Source organism: Shewanella sp. SP1S2-4 (assembly GCF_031932075.1).
In the GTDB taxonomy this organism is placed as follows: domain Bacteria; phylum Pseudomonadota; class Gammaproteobacteria; order Enterobacterales; family Shewanellaceae; genus Shewanella; species Shewanella baltica.
In genome coordinates this window covers 88,643-112,674 of the sequence record NZ_JAUOET010000006.1, presented here as the reverse complement: position 1 = coordinate 112,674, position 24,032 = coordinate 88,643, and the positions used below count along the sequence as shown (strand labels likewise).

General features: G+C 47.7%; 23 protein-coding genes. 14 read left to right on the top strand and 9 right to left on the bottom strand.

All coding sequences use genetic code 11. From position 1 onward, the window contains the following. Window positions 1-9: 9 nt before the first annotated feature. Together Q4Q52_RS08575 and nrfD are read left to right on the top strand one after the other, a co-directional pair. Window positions 10-576, top strand: coding sequence for a 4Fe-4S dicluster domain-containing protein (locus tag Q4Q52_RS08575; RefSeq protein ID WP_198573398.1), 567 nt, complete (start codon window positions 10-12; stop codon window positions 574-576). Between the two features lie 2 nt (window positions 577-578). Continuing rightward, window positions 579-1,526 (top strand): NrfD/PsrC family molybdoenzyme membrane anchor subunit, encoded by a 948-nt coding sequence (gene nrfD / locus Q4Q52_RS08570; protein WP_105251317.1) that lies wholly within the window; start codon window positions 579-581, stop codon window positions 1,524-1,526. A gap of 105 nt (window positions 1,527-1,631) precedes the next feature. On the opposite strand, the gene Q4Q52_RS08565 is transcribed toward nrfD, so the two are convergent. Further along, window positions 1,632-2,375 (bottom strand): sulfite exporter TauE/SafE family protein, encoded by a 744-nt coding sequence (locus Q4Q52_RS08565; protein WP_006087004.1) that lies wholly within the window; start codon window positions 2,373-2,375, stop codon window positions 1,632-1,634. 81 nt (window positions 2,376-2,456) lie between these two features. After that, the gene (gene metJ / locus Q4Q52_RS08560; RefSeq protein WP_006083215.1) at window positions 2,457-2,771 is read right to left on the bottom strand and encodes a met regulon transcriptional regulator MetJ; all 315 of its coding nucleotides are present in this window, start codon (window positions 2,769-2,771) and stop codon (window positions 2,457-2,459) included. Between the two features lie 212 nt (window positions 2,772-2,983). Here metJ and metB point away from each other — a divergent pair, with 212 nt between their 5' ends. The 3 genes from metB to metF all read left to right on the top strand — a co-directional run bounded on the left by metB (window position 2,984) and on the right by metF (window position 7,657). Beyond that, window positions 2,984-4,147: a cystathionine gamma-synthase gene (metB, locus tag Q4Q52_RS08555; RefSeq protein WP_311990369.1), complete on the top strand. Its 1,164-nt coding sequence runs from the start codon at window positions 2,984-2,986 to the stop codon at window positions 4,145-4,147. An 11-nt stretch (window positions 4,148-4,158) separates the two neighbouring features. Further along, complete coding sequence (locus Q4Q52_RS08550) at window positions 4,159-6,552, top strand: bifunctional aspartate kinase/homoserine dehydrogenase II (RefSeq protein WP_311990368.1); 2,394 nt, start codon at window positions 4,159-4,161, stop codon at window positions 6,550-6,552. 217 nt (window positions 6,553-6,769) lie between these two features. Beyond that, window positions 6,770-7,657, top strand: coding sequence for a methylenetetrahydrofolate reductase (gene metF / locus Q4Q52_RS08545; protein WP_311990367.1), 888 nt, complete (start codon window positions 6,770-6,772; stop codon window positions 7,655-7,657). A gap of 56 nt (window positions 7,658-7,713) precedes the next feature. On the opposite strand, the gene Q4Q52_RS08540 is transcribed toward metF, so the two are convergent. Beyond that, window positions 7,714-9,615 (bottom strand): methyl-accepting chemotaxis protein, encoded by a 1,902-nt coding sequence (locus Q4Q52_RS08540; RefSeq protein ID WP_311990366.1) that lies wholly within the window; start codon window positions 9,613-9,615, stop codon window positions 7,714-7,716. A gap of 221 nt (window positions 9,616-9,836) precedes the next feature. On the opposite strand from Q4Q52_RS08540, the gene slyA reads away from it, so the two are divergent. The 7 genes from slyA (at window position 9,837) to Q4Q52_RS08505 (ending at window position 16,511) form a co-directional block, all read left to right on the top strand. After that, window positions 9,837-10,310 carry a transcriptional regulator SlyA gene (slyA, locus tag Q4Q52_RS08535; protein ID WP_220776938.1) on the top strand — a complete coding sequence of 158 codons (474 nt, stop codon included), beginning with the start codon at window positions 9,837-9,839 and terminating at the stop codon, window positions 10,308-10,310. Between the two features lie 8 nt (window positions 10,311-10,318). Further along, window positions 10,319-11,377 carry an HlyD family secretion protein gene (locus Q4Q52_RS08530; RefSeq protein ID WP_311990365.1) on the top strand — a complete coding sequence of 353 codons (1,059 nt, stop codon included), beginning with the start codon at window positions 10,319-10,321 and terminating at the stop codon, window positions 11,375-11,377. A gap of 177 nt (window positions 11,378-11,554) precedes the next feature. Next, window positions 11,555-12,583: a DUF2955 domain-containing protein gene (locus tag Q4Q52_RS08525; RefSeq protein ID WP_006083209.1), complete on the top strand. Its 1,029-nt coding sequence runs from the start codon at window positions 11,555-11,557 to the stop codon at window positions 12,581-12,583. 227 nt (window positions 12,584-12,810) lie between these two features. Then, window positions 12,811-13,437 (top strand): c-type cytochrome, encoded by a 627-nt coding sequence (locus tag Q4Q52_RS08520; RefSeq protein WP_006086998.1) that lies wholly within the window; start codon window positions 12,811-12,813, stop codon window positions 13,435-13,437. A gap of 10 nt (window positions 13,438-13,447) precedes the next feature. Beyond that, window positions 13,448-14,515, top strand: a complete 1,068-nt coding sequence (locus Q4Q52_RS08515) for a c-type cytochrome (RefSeq protein ID WP_311890595.1) — start codon at window positions 13,448-13,450, stop codon at window positions 14,513-14,515. 677 nt (window positions 14,516-15,192) lie between these two features. Continuing rightward, a complete protein-coding gene (locus tag Q4Q52_RS08510; RefSeq protein ID WP_259563779.1) occupies window positions 15,193-15,750 on the top strand; it encodes a hypothetical protein in 558 nt (185 codons plus the stop codon). Between the two features lie 431 nt (window positions 15,751-16,181). Further along, window positions 16,182-16,511: a cysteine-rich CWC family protein gene (locus tag Q4Q52_RS08505; RefSeq protein ID WP_311990363.1), complete on the top strand. Its 330-nt coding sequence runs from the start codon at window positions 16,182-16,184 to the stop codon at window positions 16,509-16,511. A 17-nt stretch (window positions 16,512-16,528) separates the two neighbouring features. Here Q4Q52_RS08505 and Q4Q52_RS08500 read toward each other — a convergent pair whose 3' ends face one another. Next, window positions 16,529-17,641: an energy transducer TonB gene (locus Q4Q52_RS08500; RefSeq protein ID WP_311990362.1), complete on the bottom strand. Its 1,113-nt coding sequence runs from the start codon at window positions 17,639-17,641 to the stop codon at window positions 16,529-16,531. A gap of 281 nt (window positions 17,642-17,922) precedes the next feature. Continuing rightward, the gene (locus tag Q4Q52_RS08495) at window positions 17,923-18,726 is read right to left on the bottom strand and encodes a hydratase (protein WP_311990361.1); all 804 of its coding nucleotides are present in this window, start codon (window positions 18,724-18,726) and stop codon (window positions 17,923-17,925) included. 316 nt (window positions 18,727-19,042) lie between these two features. On the opposite strand from Q4Q52_RS08495, the gene Q4Q52_RS08490 reads away from it, so the two are divergent. Next, window positions 19,043-20,017 (top strand): DMT family transporter, encoded by a 975-nt coding sequence (locus Q4Q52_RS08490; RefSeq protein WP_311990360.1) that lies wholly within the window; start codon window positions 19,043-19,045, stop codon window positions 20,015-20,017. 31 nt (window positions 20,018-20,048) lie between these two features. Further along, on the top strand, window positions 20,049-20,657 hold the full coding sequence (locus tag Q4Q52_RS08485; protein ID WP_311990359.1) for an HAD family hydrolase: 609 nt from the start codon (window positions 20,049-20,051) through the stop codon (window positions 20,655-20,657). A 56-nt stretch (window positions 20,658-20,713) separates the two neighbouring features. On the opposite strand, the gene Q4Q52_RS08480 is transcribed toward Q4Q52_RS08485, so the two are convergent. From Q4Q52_RS08480 to Q4Q52_RS08465, 4 genes are all read right to left on the bottom strand, one after another. After that, a complete protein-coding gene (locus Q4Q52_RS08480; RefSeq protein WP_311890589.1) occupies window positions 20,714-21,226 on the bottom strand; it encodes a hypothetical protein in 513 nt (170 codons plus the stop codon). Window positions 21,227-21,367: 141 nt separating this feature from the next. Next, on the bottom strand, window positions 21,368-21,727 hold the full coding sequence (locus tag Q4Q52_RS08475; protein WP_168825605.1) for a hypothetical protein: 360 nt from the start codon (window positions 21,725-21,727) through the stop codon (window positions 21,368-21,370). A gap of 67 nt (window positions 21,728-21,794) precedes the next feature. After that, complete coding sequence (locus Q4Q52_RS08470; protein WP_168825603.1) at window positions 21,795-21,950, bottom strand: hypothetical protein; 156 nt, start codon at window positions 21,948-21,950, stop codon at window positions 21,795-21,797. Window positions 21,951-22,091: 141 nt separating this feature from the next. After that, window positions 22,092-23,990 (bottom strand): DEAD/DEAH box helicase, encoded by a 1,899-nt coding sequence (locus tag Q4Q52_RS08465; RefSeq protein WP_311990358.1) that lies wholly within the window; start codon window positions 23,988-23,990, stop codon window positions 22,092-22,094. Window positions 23,991-24,032 lie beyond the last annotated feature (42 nt).

Here is a 24,032-nt window from a genome sequence, read left to right as displayed (position 1 = left end):
GAGGCTTAAATGAATAAACGATATGTAATGGTGCACGACGAGAACAAGTGCATCGGCTGCCAAGCTTGTAACGTGGCGTGTCGCAGTGAAAATGGCGTACCCGAAGGCGTTACTCGTCTGCAAGTGCGTGTGGAAGGCCCCTTTGGTGAGATGCCCAATCTGCATTTCAAATACCACAGGGTATCTTGCCAGCAATGTGAAGATGCACCTTGCGTTAAGGTGTGCCCAACAGGCGCGGCCTATGTGGGTGAAGACGGCATTATCTCTATCCATACCGAGAAGTGTGTCGGCTGCATGTACTGTGTGGCAGCGTGCCCCTACAAAGTGCGCTTTATGAACCCAGAAACCAAGGCGGCGGATAAGTGTAACTTCTGTAAAGACAGTCGTTTAGCGCGGGGCGAAGAGCCAGCGTGTGTGACTGTGTGTCCAACCGATGCCTTAGTGTTTGGCGATGCTAATGATCCAAGCAGTGAAGTGGCCATCATGCTCAACACTAAAATCACTTACCAAGATAAAACCCATTTGGGCACTAAACCTAGGGTATATCGCGTTCCTACCAAAAGAGGGGGGATTTGATTATGAACAATACTTGGGGCGACATGGCGCAATATGATCCTGTCACTTGGCACTGGGTCATTGCCGTTTACCTGTTTATGGCGGGGTTATCCGCGGGCAGTTTATTGATTGGCATTGGTTTACGCTGGGCGAATAAGGAACTCAGCGCGGGAGCCGAAAGCAGCATTCTTAAGGCGGCCGCCATTATTGGGCCTGTAGCGATTAGCTTAGGTCTAGCTTGTTTAGTGTTTGACTTAACCAAACCCTTCCACTTTTGGTTGATCTTAATTCACTATAACTTCCAGTCTGTGATGGCGATCGGGGTGCTGGCGCTGCTGGCGTATTCTCCCTTAGCTTTTGCGTACGCCATTATTGTGCTGCGGGATGACTTACCAAAATGGGGTTTGGGTTTCCTAACACCTATCGCTAAGTTACTTATGCCATTTCGAAAGCTGATTGAAGTATTGTTGTTTGTCCTCGCCATTGGCGTAGGGGCTTACACTGGCTTCTTAATTTCGGCGATGAATGCTTATCCTATGCTCAACACTGCGGTACTGCCTGCGCTGTTTTTAGTGTCGGGTTTGTCGGCGGGCGCTGCGGCAAATGCGGTACTGGCGTTGCTGATGTTTAAGACGGACAGCCACGACAAAACTTTAGTGAAGATGCACGGTTTAGAATTGCCTGTGATGGCGATTGAAATCCTGTTCCTGTTCATGTTGTTCTGCGCCTTGTACTTCAAGGGCGGCGCGGCGGCTGCGGCCTTAGCATCGTTAACGTCTGGGCTATGGGCAAGCGTGTTCTGGATAGGCGTTGTCGGTATTGGCTTTGGTATTCCATTGCTGTTTATGCTGCTACCCGCCGCGACTCGCCACACTAAGGGCGCGATGATCATGGTGGCTTGTGCGAGCTTAACGGGCGTACTCGCCTTAAGACACTTTATTGTGTACGCAGGGCAAAGCTATTTAAGCTGAGTATAAGCTGGCTTTACATATTGATAGATAAAGAAAAAGCACTGACAATGTCAGTGCTTTTTATTGTTTGAATCTTCAGATGATTTGTCAATACAAGCAGGACGCTTATTGGGGTAATAACTCGATAACCGACTTCACCGTTAGCACTAAGGCGCTGATACTGCACAGGACTAATGTCGCCATTTTAGTTTTATCTTTATCGACACTGCCCACCAATCGCCCCGCGACTAAATACCCTAAAAGCACAGAAGGCAGCAACATCAACGACAGCCACAGGTGCTTCAATTCTAATAAGCCAGTGATCGCCAGAATGACCATAGCTATGGTGGAGCTAAAAATGAAGAAGGCCGACAGGGCGGCGCGAAACTGCGAGGCATCTTTGCCTGACAATAGAATCGCCATCGGCGGACCACCAATGGCGGCAATATTACCGAAAATCCCCGAGACGACGCCCGCGCCGAAGAGGGTTTTCTTATTCACTGGTAGGCTGAATTTATACAGGCTGAGGATAACCGCGACAGCCACAATGGCGGCGATGGATAACCCGAGTATGGGCTGAGGCGCAAACAGCAACAGGCTCGCGCCGATAAAACCGCCGGGCACGCGACCTAGGAGTGCATATTGCAAGCCATTGAATTCTAAATGACCACGTTCCCGGAATAAGGTCAGTAGCGAGATGGTAAATCCCATGGCAATAACGGGACCCGGTACGAGCTGCGGATCGACGATATACAGCAAAGGACTGGCGACAACCGCTAGGCCAAACCCAATCAGGCTCTGGGTTAAGGCGCCAAGAAATACAATCAGCGAGGCCAAGGCAAGAGTCTGTGGATCTATCATAGAAAACATAGGATTCCATATAAACAAAAAGGGATCGTTAACGATCCCTATTGATGAGCACTGTGATGTAACTTTGCCAGCGACAAGTCGCTATTCCATGTCTTCCCACTCGATCCCCATCTCGTCCATCAGCAACTTGGCTTCGGCGGGAATGCTGTCTGGGCTATCTTTTGACAGATCTTCATCGTTAGGCAATGGCTGGCCAGTGTAGGCGTGCAAAAATGCCTCACACAACAGCTCGCTGTTGGTGGCGTGACGCAAATTATTGACCTGACGACGAGTTCGTTCGTCCGTAAGGACCTTAAGCACTTTGAGCGGAATAGACACAGTAATTTTTTTTACTTGTTCATTCTTCTTGCCATGTTCAGCATAGGGGCTGATGTATTCCCCATTCCATTCAGTCATTGACTCACCTGTTATAACGCTAAATTCGGGGCAGATTTTAAACCCTTACAAAGAACAGTCAAATTATTGCTACTATTTCTTTGTGATTGCAAACAGATTTCTTTATGTTCAGACGTCTAAACGTCTTCACGCCTATTGACGATGGCGTTGGGCTTAGGTACATTTAGACGTCCAGACATCTCTATCAGTCTACCGAATTTAGGAGTCCACCCATGGCAGAGCGTCAATTAGCCACACTGGCAGTGCGTCAGGGTATCGAAAGCGATACTCAATATGGTGCAGTTGTGCCACCGATTTATTTGTCGACTAATTACGCCTTCGATGGTCATAAAAATCCCCGCGAATTCGATTACAGTCGTTCAGGCAACCCAACGCGCTGCATTTTAGGTGAAGCATTAGCCCAATTAGAAAAGGGCGCCACTGGCATAGTGACATGCACTGGCATGGCGGCCATCACCCTAGTGACCACATTGCTCGGCCCTGATGACCTGTTGGTGGTGCCCCATGATTGTTATGGCGGTTCTTACCGTTTATTTACTAATTTGGCAAAGAAAGGCCAGTTTAAGTTGATTGTGGTCGATCAAACCGACAGCCAAGCGTTAACCGCAGCGATCGCGCAAAATCCTAAGATGGTGTGGCTCGAAACCCCGTCTAACCCGCTATTGCGAGTGGTGGATATCGAAGCCATTGCTAAGGCGAGCCATGAGGTCGGCGCGCTGGTGGTGGTCGATAACACTTTTTTATCGCCGATATTGCAACAACCCCTATTGTTAGGCGCGGATATCGTTATCCACTCCACCACTAAATATATCAATGGTCACAGCGATGTGGTTGGCGGCGCAGTGGTTGCCAAAGATGCACAAATTGGCGAAAGCTTACATTGGTGGTCGAACACGTTAGGCTTAACGGGGTCGGCATTTGATAGTTACTTAACCCTGCGTGGCCTACGAACCTTAGCGGTGCGTATTCGTGAACATCAAACCAATGCCCAGCGCATTGTTGAGGTATTGACGCAAAGCCCTGTGGTGAGCAAAGTTTATTACCCTGGTCTTGCGGATCACCCAGGTCATGCGATTGCAGCCAAGCAACAACAAGGCTTTGGCGCTATGCTGAGTTTTGAGCTTAAGGGCGGCGAGGCCGAAGTCGTGGCCTTTTTAGGTGCACTCCGCTTATTTAGCGTGGCGGAAAGTTTAGGTGGCGTCGAAAGTTTGGTGGCCGTGCCCGCCACTATGACCCACAGAGCCATGGAGCCGCAGGCGCGCTTCGAGGCGGGTATTAAGGACACCCTATTGCGTCTATCGGTGGGTATTGAAGATGCCGCCGATTTAGTTGCAGATATTCAAGCAGGATTAGCCGCCGTTGCGGCTTGTCAGTAGAGGAATAATAGATGGCACGTTGTCACTTACATAAATTTGGTGGCTCCAGTTTAGCGGATGCCGATTGTTATCGCCGAGTCGCCCATATCCTGTTAACCCACGGTCATAGTGATGATCTCGTGGTGGTCTCTGCGGCGGGTAAGAGCACGAATTTCCTGTATAAATTATTAGCGCTGCGTGATGCGGGTCAGCTATGGCAAGAAGAATTACAAGTGCTGATCAGCTACCAACAGGGGTTGATTGAGCAGTTGTTATCAAATGAACAAGCCCGCGATCTGCGTGAGCGTTTGGCCACTGATAAAGCGCAGCTTATCAGCTTATTATCCTTAGATACCCGCAACGATTACCAAATTAGCCATGTGGTGAGCTTTGGTGAACGTTGGTCGGCACGTTTAATGGCGGCGCTGCTGCGCGAATCTGGCGTGGCCGCAAGCCATGTGGATGCCTGTTCAATTTTAGTGGCCGATGAAGCCGCTGTGCCGCAAATTCGGGTACAAGAATCCCGTGCTAAAGTACAAGCCCTATTAGCTGCCCATCCAAATGAGCGCTTAGTGATCACCGGCTTTATCTGCGCTAACGAGCGCGGCGATACCTTGTTACTCGGTCGAAATGGTTCAGATTTTAGCGCCAGCTTGATTGCCAGCCTTGCCGATATCGAGCGCGTGACCATTTGGACCGATGTGGAAGGGGTGTTCAATGCCGATCCTAATAAAATCAACGATGCTAAGTTACTGAAAAGCATGTCACTTGCCGAAGCCGATCGCCTAGCGCGTTTAGGTTCGCCAGTATTACATTCGCGCACTCTGCAGCCTTTGTTTAATACCGAAGTGAGTTTAGCGGTACGCTCAAGTTATGCATCCCACACCGACTTTACCTTAATCGCGCCCCACAGTTCGTCTGCGAGCGCGCCTGTGGTGACGAACCTCAATGCTGTGGTCCTGTTCGGCTTTAAGCTCACTGGTGAATTAACGAGCTTATTAGATTCGTTGATCGCCGCGGGTTTAACGCCATTGGCCCATTGGACGTCTGCCCATCAAAGGGTTGAGCTTGCCTATACCGCTGAAAATCAAAAACAAGTGCAAAGATTGCTCGATGCCGAGGCACAAGCATTAGGGATCAGCGATCAGCAGATCAACACAGATCTCGGCTTAGTGGCGTTAGTGAGTGCCGATGCCGAACATTATCGCCGTAGCTTTGCCCGTTTATTAAGCCGTGATGCTAAACCTTTGTTCAGTGGAGACTTAAGTTTAGTGACGCTGGTGCCTCAGTCGCAGGTGAATCTGTTGACGCAAAAGGTCCACCGTCGCTGCGCTGGGCCGCGTAAACGCATTGGTGTCTTGCTGCTCGGCGTGGGCAACATAGGTGAGGCATGGGTCGATTTGTTTAAGTCGGTGTCGCCATCACTGGATCATGAACTCGAAGCTAGCGTTGAGTTAGTCGGCTTAGTCAGTTCGAGTAAAGCCTTGATTAAATCCACAGGCATTAATCTTGCCGCGTGGCAGACTGAGTTTAATACCGAGGCAACACCTTGGCAGTACGAGCACTTGTTCGAGCAATTAGAACGGGTTAACTGCGATGAGCTGGTGGCCTTAGATATCAGTGCCAGCGCCAGTTTGACGCTGCAATATCCAGAGCTATTCGAGCGCGGTATCCATGTGGTGAGCGCGAATAAACTTGCGGGCTCGGGTCCACTGCCTTTCTACCGTGAGTTAAAGCAGCAACTGGGTAATCGTCGTTTATTTTGGCGCTATAACGCCAGTTGCGGCGCGGGCTTACCCATCCAACATGCGCTAAATGATCTGCGTAACAGCGGTGATAGTGTTGAAGCCGTGGGCGGGATTTTCTCTGGCACTCTGTGTTGGTTATTTGAGAAATACGATACCAGTAAGCCATTTTCAGAATTAGTGATTGAAGCCAGAGGCTTAGGTATTACTGAACCCGATCCCCGCGACGATCTGTCCGGTCGTGATATGCAGCGTAAGCTGCTTATTTTGGCCCGTGAAATTGGCCTTGAAATCGAGCTTGAAGATATTGAATTACGCTCATTAGTGCCAGCCGATTTGGCCGATATTCCCTTAGATCAATTTCTCGCCCGCATTGCCGAGTTAGATGCCGATCTGCTGCAACAATACGGCGCAGCGGCGGAACAAAATAAGGTGCTCAGATACGTGGCATCCTTAGATAACAGCGGCCCAGAGCTTAAAGCTGAAGTCGGTTTGCAGTGGATTGATGCCCATCATCCCTACGCTAATTTGACTCCAGGCGATAACGTGTTTGTGATCCGCAGTGCCTTCTATCAAGGTAACCCTTTGATCATCCGTGGACCGGGCGCTGGACGCGAAGTGACAGCGGCGGCCGTGCAGTCGGATCTGACGCAGATCTGTCGCGATCTCTTGCAAGAGTAGACTGAAATTCAGCAGCTTAAAGGACTCATTCGAGTCCTTTTTTATTGGCTAAAATAAATCTATCGAATTAACCGAGATTAAATGCGGTTTATGGATATTTTTTGGCTTGACTTACATCTCAGTTTCTCTAGTATATGGACATATGGACGTCCAAACGTCCATTTGAACTAATTCATAATAGCAAAGAGTAGCGCCAAGGGCGGTTGAGGAATTACACATGGCTTTTCATCACGCACAACATTCACAATCGCTGAACCAGAGCTTGTCTGAGCTTAATGGCGATATTAATGTTTCTTTTGAGTTTTTTCCGCCATCGACCCCCGAAATGGAACAGATCCTGTGGAACTCTATTCGTCGTTTAGAGCCGCTTAATCCTAAGTTTGTCTCTGTGACTTATGGCGCTAACTCAGGCGTGCGCGACCGAACCCACGGCGTGATTGAGCGTATTCAACAGGAAACCGATCTTGTTGCCGCGCCGCACTTAACTTTAATTGATGCCAGCGATGAAGAGCTATTAGAACTGGCTAAGCATTACTGGAAATCGGGCATTCGTGACATAGTGGCACTGCGGGGTGATTTACCTGCGGGCAGCCCTAAGCCCACTCGTTTTGCGGTGGATTTAGTGCGTTTGCTGCGCTCAGTGGCTGACTTTGATATTTCCGTTGCGGCCTATCCAGAAGTGCATCCCGATGCGAGCAATGCACAGGCGGATTTGATCAACCTTAAGCGCAAGATTGATGCGGGCGCTAGCCGTGCCATTACCCAATTTTTCTTCGATGTGGAATCCTACCTGCGTTTTCGTGACCGCTGTGTTGCCGCCGGTATCGACGTTGAAATCGTTCCGGGCATCTTGCCTGTGACTAACTTTACTCAGTTAAAACGTTTCGCGGGCATGACCAATGTGTCGTTACCTAACTGGTTGCATAAGCAATTCGATGGTTTAGAAAATGATGCCGGTACACGCCAATTAGTGGGTGCAAACGTAGCGATTGATATGGTTAAGGTGTTGTCACGTGAAGGCGTGAAGGATTTCCACTTTTACACCCTAAACCGCGCCGAATTGACCTATGCGATTTGCCATACGTTAGGCGTGCGTCCTAAGTAAAACTTTATAAAATAAGCTAATAAAAACGCCGCAGAGAATGCGGCGTTTTGTTTTGTTTAAATTCTAAATTGAGCTAATAAAGTTGTTAAACGGACTGCGAGTTGGGCAAGCTCATCGCCAGCGCGTGCAGTTTGTACCGCACTATCTGTCGCATTAGTTGCAATGTCATTGATGTTATTAACATTCTTATTAATCTCTGCTGAAACCGCACACTGCTCATTTGCCGCGCTGGCGATTTGGATATTCATCTGGCTAATGGTGGAAACCGCATGGGTAATGGCTTCGAGTGCCTCACCCGCTTGGTGAACTTGGGATACACAGCTTTGGGTGGTGCGGGTGCTTGTTTCCATCGCATTGACTGTGGACTTAGCTTTATGCTGAAGCGCTTCGATCATCTGCTGAATTTCTGTCGTAGATGCTTGAGTGCGGCTCGCCAGAGTGCGTACTTCATCGGCAACGACTGCAAATCCTCGACCTTGTTCTCCCGCCCTTGCGGCTTCAATTGCCGCATTGAGTGCGAGTAAATTAGTTTGGTCGGCAATGTTACGGATAACCACAAGCACAGAATCAATTTCAGCGGTATTACGCTCTAATTCATTGATTGCACTTGCTGCTGTGGCTATTTCCTCGGCTAATATTGCGATAGTGGTTACCACTTTTTGTACAACTAATTTGCCTTGTTCGGTTGAGTCATTGGCATGATTGGCGGCATCGGCCGCATCGGTTGCGTTATGGGCAACTTCTTGTACCGTTGCGGCCATTTCATTCATTGCGGTGGCAACTTGATCTGTTTCGAGGTGTTGACGACTCGCCATCTTCTGGGTTTCCCGCGTAATGCTCGACATTTCTTCAGCAGAGGTTGCGAGTAAACTCGTGGCATCAGACACTTGAGTTACTGTGTGGTGGATTTTCTCCACAAAACGGTTAAATGCCTGCGCTAACTCGGCGATTTCATCTTTACTCGTTATGGTAATTCGACGGGTTAAATCGCCTTCGCCTTCGGCGATGTCATTCATGGCTTGGGTTGTTTCTGCTATTGGGCGGGTAATGCCCTTAGCAATAAACCAAGCAATGGCAGTGCCGATTAACATTGCAGCGAAACCGATGAGGATCAACTTGAGGCGAATATCCGCCATGACTTGCTCTGAATGGCTTCTGTCCATCGCAATATCTAGTACCCCAAAGACTTGTCCCGAGTAATCTTTTATGGCGTGGCGATACAAAGCGAAGGTTTTGCCCTCTAAGCTAATAGTGCGAATTACTTCATTGCCTTGCATCACGCTATTGAGTTCACTTATGGCCTGAATATCGGGCGTGAACGTGGCGCCAAATGCTTTAAAATCCGCGCCATTGGGCAACAATAATGCGATTTCAGCTTGATAAGCATCTTTAAAACTGTCGAAGAAAGGTTGTCCAAAGGACATACCAAATTCCACTGAGCCAGTGTGTTGACCTTGATAACCCATGGGTACTAAACCGCGAATCCCTAAACCTTCAACACCATATTCCAAACCGTTTAAGGGCTGTTTTGTGGTGTTGGTTTCCACAATCGTTTTACGAATGGCAGTGAGATCATCACCGAATTTTTCGGGGCGATGTAATCGTAAAAAAGAGGTTGCCGGCGGCGTATGAAACTGAAATTGTTGTACGTCGAAATCTTGCTTAAGCTTGGCAAACAGGGGCTGAGTTCGGTCTTTGAGTGCTGGGCGATCCCGTTCGGCGAAGTTACTTTGGATCTCTGGCGTCAGTGAAACTATCGTTGCCATGGCCTGTGCGAGTTTACCGGATGAGGCTATGTTGGCCACCGCAGTTTCGTACAGTTTATGCAGTTCTCTTTGCTCAGATTCTTTGACCTGACTGCTGAATTCCGACAGGACTAGCAGCATGATAAAGCTCATCATGGCCAACAGTAATAGACATATCCCAACCACAATCCTCGTACTAATTTTTAAATTCACCAAAGCCAACCTCCCATTTCACTTCATCAGTCTGATTTATCTTTTTAATATTATAGAGATACGGCTGATTATATTTGAGATGGCGCCAGCCTTTTGGATTATTTGTTTCCCCATGCGACATTTTTGCGCCATAGGACACAGAAAATTTTTTATATGAACACATTTACTTAGCCTGCTAACTAAGTATAATGCTTAGCACGCTAACTAAGTGGGTAATCAAGATGCAAAAAGAATTAGAGCGATTGAAAGAATTATCACTGGCGGAGCATTTAGGCCGTCTGCATCGACTGTGGCGCACCGTGGCCGATGTCGAGCTGGCGCCTTTGGGATTAACTCATCCCCGTTGGACGGCATTGTGGAAATTACTGCGTTTAGGCGACAGCGTGAGCCAGAAAGTGTTGGCCGATGCCTTAGAAATTGAATTGGCTTCGTTAATGCGCACCTTAGGGCAATTAGAAGAGCAAGGTCTAGTCGAGCGTCATTGTTGTGACAAAGATAAGCGGGCAAGGATTGTGAGCCTGACGCCAGCGGGATTAGATGTTTTAAAGCAAATGGAAGCGCGGATTATTCAAGTGCGCCGTGAGTTATTAGGCGGGATCAGTGCCGAAGAGTTGAGCGAATTTGAACGCATTATTAGTCTGATCAGCGACAACGCCAGCGCCAAATTAACCAAGGTTACAGACACCATTTTGTGAGAAAGAAGATGACACCGGATCAACAGTTTGCCCGTTTAGTAAAATTTGCCATGTTTGGCTTTGTGATGGTTTTTGGCTATTTCATGCTGGCCGACACTATGATGCCATTGACGCCTCAAGCCATGGCGACCCGTGTAGTGACGAAAGTGACACCGCAGATCAGTGGTAAAATCCAGACCATAGCCGTGGCCAATAACCAAGCGGTTGCCAAGGGCGATTTGTTGTTTCAAGTCGATCCCGCGCCTTATGAGTTAGCGGTATCGCAAGCTAAATTGGCCTTAGAGCAAGCCCGTCAAGATAATGCTGAGTTAGATGCCTCGCTACTAGCCGCTAAGGCCGAGGTCAATGCCAATAAAACCACCTCACAACAAAAACGCAGCGAGGCTAAACGTCTCGATGCCCTGTATGTCACCCATGGCGTATCGCAGCAGCAAAAGGAGTTAGCCGATAGCGATGCCGCAGCTGCTGAAGCAAATTTGCTTGCCGCCAATGCGCGTTTAGAAAAACTCAAAGTGAGTCGCGGCAGTTATGGCGAAGAGAATCTTAAAGTGCGTCAGGCGCAAAACCATTTAGCCCAAGCTGAGCTTAATCTGTCTTACACCCAAATACGTGCCGATCAGGATGGGATAGTGACTAACTTGCAATTAGAAGTCGGTAGTTTTGCGACCGTGGGGCAACCTCTGTTGGCCGTGGTATCGGATAAAGTGGATATTATTGCCGATTTTCGCGAGAAGAGCCTGCGTGGTGTCAATACTTCTTCGACCGCTTTGATTGCGTTCGATGGCGAACCTGGCCGTTTATATCGGGCGACGGTGAGCAGTGTCGATGCGGGCGTGAGTGCTGGGCAATTCGATGCCAATGGCCGTTTAGCGGCGCCGCAGGAATCTGATCGTTGGGTGCGTGATGCCCAAAGATTGAGACTGCATTTGGAGTTAGATGGGATGGCGATGAACAGCTTGCCAGCCGGTGCGCGTGCAACCGTACAACTGCTGCCCGAGAATAGCCTATTTAGTCTGCTGGCGAAGGTGCAGATTAAAGTCATTAGCCTGCTGCACTATATTTATTAGCCTATCTACTCGCCTATCTACTCGCAGTTATTGCTGTTGACGGGCGAGTGACTCGCGGTTGGTGTGTGTTTGCCGTGAGTCGCTTGAGTGAACGCTTCAAAGCAACATAAGTGTGAATGCAGTATAAGCCAGCTAAACATCCCCAATTTTACGTATCGATAGAACAAGGCGACGAGCATGTTACTACGCCATAGCCCATTGACGGCCAACGATTTACGCCAGTGTTTACGGATTGCGACTGGCGCGACCATAGGTTTTACCCTGTGTAAAATGTTTGGTTGGAGCAATGGAGTCTTCTTCACTGTGACACCTATGCTATTACTCGGACTCGTGCCTGTGATGAATGGCCACGCCATGCGCCAGTTATTGGCCTCATCTGCCATGGCGGGGTTAGAGGTTGGACTGCTCGGTGGTTTCTTTGGCAGCCATCCCGGCCTGATGACGCCCATCGTCTTCCTGTTATTTCTATACCGTTTTGCTGCCATGTCCCGTGGCAGTTTGTTCCTCTTTGGCGCCAACGGAGTGCTCAGCCTCAGCATCATGCTGCACTTTGCTAGCTATCCCAATACCAACTTGAATGACTTAGTTTTCAGTAACTTTTGGGCGACGGCCCTGTCGGTTGTTATCGCCTACGCTATGACGGCACTCTGGCCCGATGTGGAACCTAGGGCGGCTTACAAGCCTGGACCTAAGGCGCCACATCGAATGCGCCACGAAGCGTTACTCGGCGCGACCATAGCGACCGCATCATTTCTGGTATTCCAAATATTTGATCTGCGGGATTCGATGTCGGCTCAGGCGACCACCTTGTTGCTCCTGTTTCCTATGCATTGGAATGGCGCACTCGACTATGCCCGTAAGCGCGCTATAGGTACTTTGCTAGGCGTGTCGTTTGGGGTCGTTGTGCAGTTGGTACTCTATGACTGGTCAGGACTATTGATATTAATCGTCCCCTTGCTGTGGATTGGACTGATGATCTTTAGCCAAGCCCATGTGCGAGAGGCAAGTGGCTCTGGCGTGGGTTTTGGCGCCATGACAACTTTAGGCATTCTGTTTGGCCAGTATCTGACCCCGGGCAACGATTTAATCTTCAGCGCCTTATATCGAGTGAGCAGCATTCTCACCGCCATCGTCGGCACGCTACTCCTGTGTTATTTGATACATAAGTTATTGAATCGTTTTGAATCGACGCGATTTGGTTATTGATTCTGGCTACTCGGGCTTGAAGACTTGCAGCTTACCCTTTCAAAGAGTAAGGTAAATTTATCCCATTTGGATTGAACGATAAATGAGCCTTAATGAACGCTAAGGCTCATTTATTGGCTGTTTTAAAAATGAGCGGCTGATTTAAAAATGGGTTTAGTGTATGAGTAGCTACATAAATAACAATAACCACCTATGCTTTAGAGCTTAACTCTCTTCAAGGATAGAACATGAAGATTAAAACATTCGTCATAGGCTTAACGCTATGCAGCGGCTATGCGGCCGCCTCCGTTGCGCCTTCTGGCAAACAATTGATGGAAATTATCCCCCAACCGGCACAGTTATGTGTGTCTTGTCATGGGGTAGAAGGTGAGGGCGTTGAACCAATCGGCCCTCGATTAGCGGGATTATCTAAACAATATATCTCGACCCAATTACAGCATTTCCAAGCGGGTGTGCGCCAAAACGCAACCATGATGCCGATGGCAATGACGTTACAAGGTGATGGTATTGAGCAAGTGGCAAACTACTTTTCTGCAAAGCCTGCCAATGAGGTCAAGCCCGTTATCCGCGGTGAACAGGTGGTTTTCAATGACGATACCGCCCGCTTAGCCTACCAAGGTGATTGGTCACGTGGTTTACCAGCCTGCGTGACCTGCCATGGTCCTTCGGGGTTAGGTGGCGGCTTATTTCCCCGTTTAGCCGGTCAGCAAGCGAGTTATATTAAAACTCAATTACTGGCATGGCAGTCGGGAACGCGCAAAGGTGATGTCGATGGCATGATGGCGAACGTAGCTAACAAGCTTACCGCCGCTGAGGTTGATGCCTTAGCGAACTACTTTGCTAATTTGAAATAAGGAGCTGGCCATGAAATATTCCGCAATGTTATTACTGGCCGCGATGGGGTCGTTAACCGTGCAGGCGCAAGCCGAATCGGATCCGCTGCAAGAGCGTCCAGATAAACAAGCCCCGCTGCCTTCTTTCCCTAAGATACCGGATCAAACCTATCTCGTCCCTAGACCTTTGAGTGCCATTCCTGAAGGTGCCTTTGGTGACAAAGTGCGTTTGGGTTATCAGCTATTTGTGAATACCCAACAACTGCGTGATAAGTATGTGGGCAACGAGCTTAATTGCACCAACTGCCATATGGATGCGGGCCGTAAAGCCAATGCTTCACCTCTATGGGGCGCGTATTTTGCTTATCCGGCCTATCGCAAAAAAGATAATAAGGTCAGTAGCTTTGAAGAGCGCATCCAAGGCTGCTTTAATTATTCGATGAATGGTAAAGCCCCTGCATCGGGTAGCCCTGAGTTAGTAGCGCTTTCTGCCTACGCCTATTGGTTAGGCATGGGTGGCTTGATGGACGAAGCTAATATTAGCGGCCCAGTCCCTGAGCTTAGCGATGCCGAGTTAGTCAAAGGTGCTAAGAGGGAAGACTTCCCGCTACCTGAGATATTAGCCAAGGCGATGACAGTTGAGCAGCGTGCCAACTTGCCGGGTCGTGGTTATCCTGAGATCCCAAAACCCGAACAAGCCTATTCACCTGAACGGGGTAAAGAGGTCTATGTCGCCCATTGCCAAACTTGCCACAGTGTTGATGGCCAAGGTCAAGCGATTGCTGGCGTTTATGCGCTGCCACCGCTGTGGGGGCCTAAGAGTTACAACTGGGGGGCGGGAATGCACAGGGTCAATACTGCTGCATTCTTCATCCATGAAAACATGCCTTTTGGGAAGAGTATGCAGTTAACTAACCAACAGGCTTGGGACGTTGCAGCTTATATTAACTCCCACGAGCGTCCACAGGACCCGCGTAGCAAAGGTGATGTGAAGCAGGCGCAGGAAAAATACCATAATGACAGCGATTACTATGGTGTCACGGTCGATGGCAAAGTGTTAGGCACTGAGTCCTATCCGATTTTTCCTAAGAAGTCTTAGTTGAGCCGCTTTGATTCAGTGCTCGTGTGATGTTATAAAGCGAGTGAATAAGTTAGACAGAAAAGCCAGCAAGCATTTAGCTTTGCTGGCTTTTTTATTGGTCAATTGTACTGAGTGCTCTGTGATTTCAGGGTATTAGTACTTAGTGGTTTAGCCCGCTAGAATCGGCTTGTCACGGCATTCGCTCGTCGACTCGCAGCCAGTCCATCCTTGGATGCTCGACCGCCCCGTCCATGGGGCGGACGGTCGCCTCGCAAATCACCATGACTCGCCTTTCGAGCATTAGTGTCATCTGTTGATCTAAAGTACACAGAGAAATTAGCCATGGGTGGCTCAGTAAACTATCTTGATTGAGCAAAACATATCAAGGGAGTCTAACCCTCTCTAAGTTTTCTAAGAAGCTGATTTAAATCTGGTTTTTGGTTAAAGTAATCAGAGTATTGTTACACCTTACTGTACTTTTTTATCTAAATGAAAGACTTTGATCCGTTTCATATAAGCTTTTGATCTCATTTTGCCACTTTATCAAATCAAAATTCAGTAGTATTCATAAACTGACACATGCTAACTTACTGACATATTTATATTATTTTCCCACTTCATGCTTAAGACCTAAATCTCCGGATAAACAAGTGATTTGGGATATACACAACAGGCTCATTAGCCATGAGGATTAAATGAAGACCATTTTTAAAGTGTTTGTTCTAGCTGTATTCGTATTGTTCCCAACTATTACATATGCTGATGATTCTGTTGAAATAAGTAGCATTGTTTCTAAGTATTTTGATGCCCTACGTATGTATGACACTGAAGCCATGTCATCTTTGATGCACCCTGATGCATTAGAGCAATTTAGAAGTTCTTTCGATAATGCATTTGAAGGTTCAAAATCTGCTCAAGCGAAAAAGGAACTATTGCCATTATTGTCACTGAATGACTATTCAGAATATTTGAAACTTTCAAACAAAGAAGCATATAAAAGGCTCAATGACGGTATTGCCTCTCACGCTCCAGAGTTAATTGAAATGATGAAGAGTTCTGAATTTGAAATCGTATCAACGACTGTAAAGAACGATACCGCATACGTAATTTATAAGTTAGGTTTGAACATTAATGGGCGAAATTTGTCACAAGAAGTCGTTCAGAAGCTGAAAAAACAAGATGCAAAGTGGTTGTTATTGTTACCTTCTACAGCTGAATCATCAATTGCCAATATTCATGCAAGATTCAACTAAGCAAACAATACGCTTTAGTCATTCCCTTCAGTAGTGTTATACACAAACGCGTAGGATCTTATCGAAGATACCCCACGCGTTTGCACTCTGAAGTAAGAGTTATTTGTAAGCACTTCAGGTACTACACATCTGGTTATAAAGCTGATTAACTTATTAGCATCTTCAAACTGCATTCACTATGTATGCATCTGTGAACACACTTGCTATAACGCAGGAATGCGGCTCTCTGAGTAAAATGAATACACCCAAATATCATTTAAGTTAGATAACTTGATGAATATAACCAATTGAAGGATAAGAAACACCTAGGTGTTAATTTGCACGCTGAATTGACATGAGCACCTTGCTTCATTGAATAATCTATCCCGCGCTTATTGAAAAACCATTATGATCTCCGCGCTATAACAACTTATCTTGCTATAAGGATTACCGTGTCTCAGCCATCGGAACAACCTAAGTTAGAAGCTGCACAAATTTGCCCCCTGTGCAAAGGCGCGAATCAATGTGCTGTGATTTTAGGTAAGGGTATTGAGGACTGTTGGTGTGCGCAGCAGATGTTCCCGCCTTTGGCTGCCTTGCAAGCGCAAGCATTAGGTTCGCTGCAAGGGGCTATTAGCCCCATTTTACCGTCTGCCGATGCGTGTATTTGCCAAACCTGTCTAAGCCAACTCAAGCAGAGTTTAAGTCAGGGGCAGATTACAATGCAGGATGAAAAAAGCCCATCGAGTGTGAGCGATGGGCTAGGTTATGAGGTGAAATAACGGGCTGAAGTAATGAGCTATCGATTTACGATGTAATCCAGTTGCACAGTGGTTTGTGCCTCAACGGCTTTACCATTTTCAAACTTGGGTGCGTAACGCCATTTATCTAAGGTTTCAATACTCTCTTTTTCAAATAAAGCCCCACCCTTAGAAGCTAAAATTTCAGGATTTTTGACGAAGCCATGTTCATCGATAGTAAATTTAAGCTGAACCCAGCCACTTTTACCTCGCTGCGCATAGGACATTGGATAGTCTGGTAGAGTACGGAAAATAGGTTGTTGTTCCTGCGTGTCGGCCCAAGGGCGCATTTTGCCGATAGCAATACAGTGAGCGGTGGATGCGTCACGCTTTCCTTGGCGCTCATACAGTTCGACTAAATATGCATGGGCACTCAAGGCATAGGGGTGACTAAAATTGAGTGCGTCGAATTGTTTAACCACTTCCAGCAGTAAAGGTTCGGCTTTACCATCGTGTTTGTCTGCAAATTCAACAGCTCCAACAACATAGGTTGCTTTGACTCTGTCTATGGCGTTCTCTGGCAAAATCTCTTTATAAATATCATAGGCATCGAAGGCATAGCGTCTTACGCTTTTCGTGTATAGCTCTGTATTAGATAAGCGGTTGAAGGCTGCCATTTTTACATCAGCGATCAGTTTCTTTTTATCGGATTTTTCAGCAATTGCGATTGCAGTAAGAAAATCCTCTTTCGCATCTTTGGCTTCGACGGCGGTTTGCGCAGCGCCAAGTAAGGGATCGATAAGCTCAAGCGCTTTTTTGCCATAATGAACTTTATAGTTAGCCAGAGCGAGCTGATACAACTCATTCGCCTTAGCCGTTTTGGGCAAATTCTTTTCTGTAAATGGGTAAGGGGCGACTTGCTTTTCTATCGCGCTGGCCCAGTTCAAGGCGAGGTTAGCTAAGTCGACACTGTCTTTGGCATATTGAGCTTCGCCGAGTTGGTAAGCGGTTTTTGCGCTCGCTTCAATATTTGCAGCATCGCCTTTTTCTACGGCGGCTTGATAGTCACTATAGGCTTTGGCAAAGCTATTTTCTGAGGCGTGCACGCTAAGAGATGTGCCTAAAGTGAGGGCAAGAAGACAGGCTATTGGCAGCATTTTTCCGTGCGACATTCTATATATCCTTATTATTGATGAATTTAGATGATACATAGGTGTGCATTATGGGACAAGTCGGTTTGGCTTTTGTTAATAATGCTGGGGGAGTGCTGATAACTGAGTACTGATAACTGATAACTGATAACTGATAACTGAGAATTGAGAGTTGAGAGTTGAGAGTTGAGATTAAAAATAAGCGAGCCCAGTTGAAATAGAGTTCGCTTATTTATCAGTGTTTTATCGCTTTATTAGCCGTTATGACTTCTATTAGCCGCAAGTGCTTTTACTCGCCACCATCACTTCGCAGTGAAAGTCACGGCAAATTGCCCGAGTGAGCCGTATTCAAAGTCACAAACCTGCGCCAATGGCAGATCGAGGACGCCAGCGTAGGAGCCTGTGATCACATATTGCCCTTGAGTTAAGCCAATGCCTTGGGCGGATAAAAAGTTCACTAACCAGTAGAGTCCCGCTTTAGGGAAACCATTAGGATGAATGGCGGATTTTTGCAGTGTTTCGCCATTGTGAATGTTAACGCTGAGTTCGAAATGGCTGGTCTCTATACCTGCTAGCGGGTTTAGCACTGGCCCTAACCATAATCCTTGATTGACTAAGCCATCGGCGAGGGCATCGAAATGCGTCGCTTCACTGGGCGTATGGTAGCGGCTTTTGATCAATTCCAAGGCTAAGCGAGTGTGGCCTAAGGCCGCGTCGATTTCGGCCTCTGTGTAAGGTGTGGCTCTTGGTGGTAAATCGCAAGCAATCTCGAAGGCGAGTTCAGGTTCGACGCGGGCCAGATCTTTAGTCGATGGATAGAGTGGGCAAGTGGCCGATTGCTGATACACATCCTTTTGATAAATAGGCGCTACGACGGTTTTTTCCGCCGAGGGTAATAGGCATTTCCACGCCGCGATAGGATTATTGTTAGCCTTATAGATGGCAGCCACGGTTTGCTGAATGGCGAAGGCCTGTTCGAAGCTGGTTGGCCTCAGCTCTGGGAGCAGTAAATCGCCGCTGGTGCCTGCTGCGCGGCGCGCGGCTAATTCTTTGGCTGCGGCATGAATATGCGTTTTAACTTGTTCGATCGTGGCGGTAGATAACATTAACTTTCCTATTTAAAGCGTTCGCTTAAAAAGAAGTGGCCTAGAGAGTGTGTGAAGAAGCCATTTAATCGGCCAAATATACTCGGTTATTGCCATCGCGGGAAATGCCAATGTTGGCTTTCCTAGTAAATCAGCTGCCGCTGGGTCAAGAGTGCGGCCAATATTCCAATTATTGTAAGATGCTGAAACTTGCTCCACATAAGTGTCAGCTAAAGTATCCAATCTAACGCGAATGTTTCCATGATGTGCCGCTAGATATTGCGCTGACTCAGTGCCAGAATGACGCTCCATTTTGCGGTCTCTACTGGATATCTCCGTGAACCTTAGCCATAACGCCCCTTCGGCAAATAATCATGCTCAACTCGGGCTGATCTTCATCTCAGTTGCGATTGTATTTTGGGGTATGTTACCCATAGCCTTGAAGCTTTCGGGGGCTTTTATCGATCCTGTCACTTTGACTTGGTTTCGTTTTTTGGTTGCGCTTGTGGTCAGCATACTAATCCAATGGAGCGCGGGCAGCCTTAAGCAATTTGCGGCGCTCGATGCTAAAGTCTGGTTAAGATTAGTGCTTGCGGGCGTGTTTTTGATGCTCAATTATGTGTCTTTTGTTTACTCACTCGATTATCTCGCGCCGGGTGCTGCCCAGCTGAATTTCCAGACTTCGCCCTTTTTCCTTGCCTTCGGTGGCGTGCTGTTTTTTAAGGAACGGCTGAATGCGGTGCAACTCAGCTGTTTTGCGACACTGGCCTTAGGCATGTTGATGTTTTTCCATCCGTATTTGGATTTATCTGGCGCCAATAATCATCAGGTTTGGATTGGGGTGATGATCATTCAGTTCTCGGCGTTGTCGTGGACTAGCTATGCCTTGTTGCAAAAATCCTTATTGAATCGTTTATCGCCCGCGAACGTGCTTTTAGTGATCTATGGCTTAGGTATTTTCGTAATGGCTCCCTTTAGCGACTTTAGTCAGTTTGCCAGTATGGACAGCTTCGAGTGGCAGATTGCGCTGTTTTGCGCCGCCAATACCTTGATCGCCTATGGCTGTTTTGGGCAGTCGATGAAGTACTGGCCGACGGCACAGGTGAGTGCCATGTTGGCCCTAACGCCAGTATTTAGCTTTAGTGCCACTGCTTTGGTGGTGAGCATTGGCTGGTGGCCAGACGTCTTCCATGCAGATGAATTAGATGGATTATCTCTGCTTGGGATTGGCGTCATTATTGTGTCTGTGATGGTGGTACAATTACTGCCACTGTATCGCAATCGTCAGGCGAAGCGTTTGCAGATTGTCTAAGGCGTACATTTTCACCTAATGGGAAAAGCCAGTGATCACCAGACTTAGCGATTTAAAACTTAAGGATATCCGTGGGGTCATCTTCGATCTCGACGGCACCTTAGCGCATTCTAATCCGGATTTTTCTGGGCTACGGCGCGAGTTGGGGATTCATTCTGGCACGGATATCTTGGCCCATGTCGATAGCCTGAGTGCGGGTGAAGCGCAGACTCAGGCGCTGGAAATCGTCCATGAGTACGAAAGACAAAGTTCACTCAATGCCAGTTGGATCGATGGCGCGCGCGAGCTTATCGAATGCCTAAGGGCTAAGTCGCTGCCCTTGGCTATTTTGACCCGAAATATGCCAGAAGCGGCGCAAATCACTATCGATAAGCTCGGCATAGATATCGAATTGGTGTTAACGCGCTACGACGCGCAGCCTAAGCCGCATCCCGAAGGCATTCACCTTATTTGCCAGCAGTGGCAACTCGCGCCCGCAGATATCCTGTATGTGGGCGATTATCTATTCGATCTGCAAACCGCGCGTAATGCGGGTAGCCGCTGCGCATTATATTGCCCTGAAATTATTCCTGATTATGCCCAAGCGGCTGATTTACTGGTCTCTTGCTACCACAGCCTGATTAAAGCATGGCCTAAATAATTTATTCCTATGCGGTTAACCTGTTTAGCCGCATATATCTCAATTAACTCCTGTGACTACTTAGGTAATTGCTTACAAAGGTCATCAAATAGTGCAAAACTTTCGGTTAGCACCGTCTGTAATTGATCTTCGTTATAGCACCATGGCTGGCGTTGTGTACGCCAGTCGTTATCCCAGTCAATCTCTGCACCTCGTGCTAACCGCTCTGCCACGGCAATCTTTTGGTAAGAGCCGCCACCGATGCGCATATCTTCACGCCATAGGTTAAAACGGAAGGTAACCCACTGCCGCATCTCCATCATAAGTGTCATATGCGGGTAGGCGAATTTTTTCGCATTTAGCATGTAATATCCCCCCTCACTTGTGTAAAAGCGGATCGGGTATGGGAACTGGGCAACCAATATTTGTTGACGCTCCGTCGGCACCTTAGGATTAAAATCGCCAGGGAGTTTAGGAAAGCGCGCTAACATGGAGGCATAGCGCTCGGCAAAATTAACTTCACGGGCAATGGTAATCACGGGTTGTGACACTTCACTTAGGATAAAATTGTGTTGTTGCTCAGTTAACATATCGTCATCCATCTTGACTGTTTATGGTGTTATTTTCATGGTAGCTAAAGGTTAATATCCAATTTTTCAATTGATTAAAAATGTTAGGTCAATATCAAAATCGCTTTTGTCGCTACGGCCTCGCTAAGAGTCAGAAGGTATTTAGCGGTTACTTTGTGTATCCAGCTTATCTTGCTTAAGCCCAAGCCGAATACTGTCGAGTAATGCCACTAACCAGCAGAGGATAAAGCCGTAGAGCAGTTCATTGGCATTGGCAATTGTGGTCTGGGTTTGTTGGGTGATTTCGGCAGAAATTACGCCGATATCTAGCGGTAAGATGCCGTTTTGAATATCTAAGGCGATGACTTGCGCCACTTGATAGATTTGCGATAGCAACAGCACAAGACTCACGACCGCTAAGCTAAAAAATACCAGTGCCGAGCGTTTATGTTTTAGGTAAAAATGGCCGCTGCCGGGGGCGACAAAGGCGGATAACAGGCCGGCGTTAAAGGCTTTTTTCATCGAAATACACTAGATGCGTTGCTAAAGACTAAGTCGACACTAATAAACATGTTGGCTTAACTGCAAGTTAATTTGCCATTGCGACTAACATTCCAATAAAGCCCGCAAACAGAGTGCAACCGACAAGTACCATGATTAATAACGTTTTATCTTTGTGGCATGACTTAGCGAGTTCAGGCAGTGCCGAGGTAAATGGGGAAGTGATCAGTGCTAAAAAATCCATTTTATATCCTTAAGCTAGGCGTTCTTGCACTGACTATATCAGCTTGAAATATCAACTGGCCAGTGTGCTTTGAGCTAGTGCGATGTTAAGCCAACAAAAAAGGAGCCTAGGCTCCTTTTTTAGTCTCTAGCTTAAGCTAGATTAGTCTTCACGTGGTTTACGTGGCTTACGCTCACCGGCAGGTTTGTCTGCACGAGGTTTGCGGTCAGCAAATGGCTTGTCACCCGTAGATGCTGCGCGAGGCTTACGATCACCCGCTGGGCGGTCACCACGTGGTTTACGGTCACCAGCAGGACGGTCTGAACGCGCGCTACGGCCTGAATCAACAAATACTTGATCGCCAGCTTCACGGATGTTCAATGGCTTGCCACAAACACGTACTTTACGTAGGTGCTGTAACACGTCTTTTGGCATGCCGTCTGGCAGGTCAACAGTGGTCACTGCATCGTAAAGTTGGATTGCGCCAATGTAACGGCTGTCGATGTTAGCTTCGTTCGCGATAGCGCCAACGATGTTACCCACACCTACACCATTCTCACGACCTACGTCGATGACGTAACGGCACATTTTCAAATCTGGGTTATCTTTCAACGCTTCAGCTGTACCTAAGCTGGCTGGCATTGGACGCGGTTCGCGACTTCTGCGTTCACCACGCTCACCACCACGGTCGTTACGCTCGCTGCCGCGATCAGTACGTTCACTGCGCTCATCACGGGCACGTTCTTGAATTGCTGGCAATTGAAGCGGGCGTTCTTGTTGTACTTGATGCAACAAGGCTGCGGCGAGAAGATCGGTATCGACTTCTAACTGTTGGCATAGTTGAGCAACCGCTTCTTTCATGAAATCTAAATCGCCGTTGATCGTCTCAGCCAATTGCTCACCTAAGCGAGATAGACGACGTTCTGCAACAGTCTCTGGGCTTGGGATTTTCATTGGAGAAATTCGGCTGTTAGTTGAACGCTCGATCGTGCGCAGCATGCGCATTTCACGGCTTGTCACAAACAGGATCGCCATACCAGTACGGCCAGCACGGCCAGTACGGCCAATACGGTGTACATAAGCTTCGGCATCATACGGAATGTCGTAGTTCACAACGTGACCGATACGCTCAACGTCAAGACCACGGGCCGCAACGTCAGTCGCGATCAGTATGTCTAACTTGCCACGTTTCAGTTGGTCAACTGCACGCTCACGGGCTTGCTGGTTCATGTCACCATGTAGTGGTGATGAAGCATAACCGCGGGCTTCTAACTTCTCGGCTAACTCAACACATGAGTTACGAGTACGCACGAATATGATTACACCTTCAGTGTTTTCAACTTCTAATACGCGTACTAAAGCTTCGAGTTTGTTGTGCTGTGATACTTGCACGAAACGCTGCTCAATTGACTCAACCGTTGTTTGGCTTGATTCAATACGAACATGCACTGGGCTGCGTAAGTGTTGGTTTGCAACACGCTTAATTTGCTCTGGCATAGTGGCAGAGAATAACGCCAGTTGGCGCTCGCTTGGCGTGTGCTCAAGGATCCATTCGATATCATCGATGAAGCCCATTTTTAACATTTCATCGGCTTCATCGAGCACGAGTGCTTTTAATGAGTCGAGTTTCAAAGTACCGCGACGCATGTGGTCCATAACACGACCAGGCGTACCCACGATAACTTGTGGACCACGTTTCAGTGCATTCAACTGTTGTTGCATGCTTTGACCGCCGTAAATTGGCAGTACGTGGAAATTTTTCATAAATTTGGCATAGCTGCTGAACGCTTCAGCAACCTGAACCGCTAACTCACGTGTTGGCGCTAATACTAAAATTTGCGGCGTGGTTTGGCTGGTCACTTTGTTTAGTAGTGGTAACGCGAAGGCGCCAGTTTTACCTGTACCTGTTTGCGCTTGACCTAAAATATCTTTGCCAGCCATAAGTGGGTCGATACTGGCTGACTGGATTGGCGTTGGTTTTTCATAACCTAGCTCGTCAAGAGCACGCAACAAATTCTCGGATAAGCCGAGTTCACGGAAAGTTCTTTCATCGGATGACATTGGGTTGTAGCCTTGTGGATGCGCGCGCGAAATGGCGCTAAT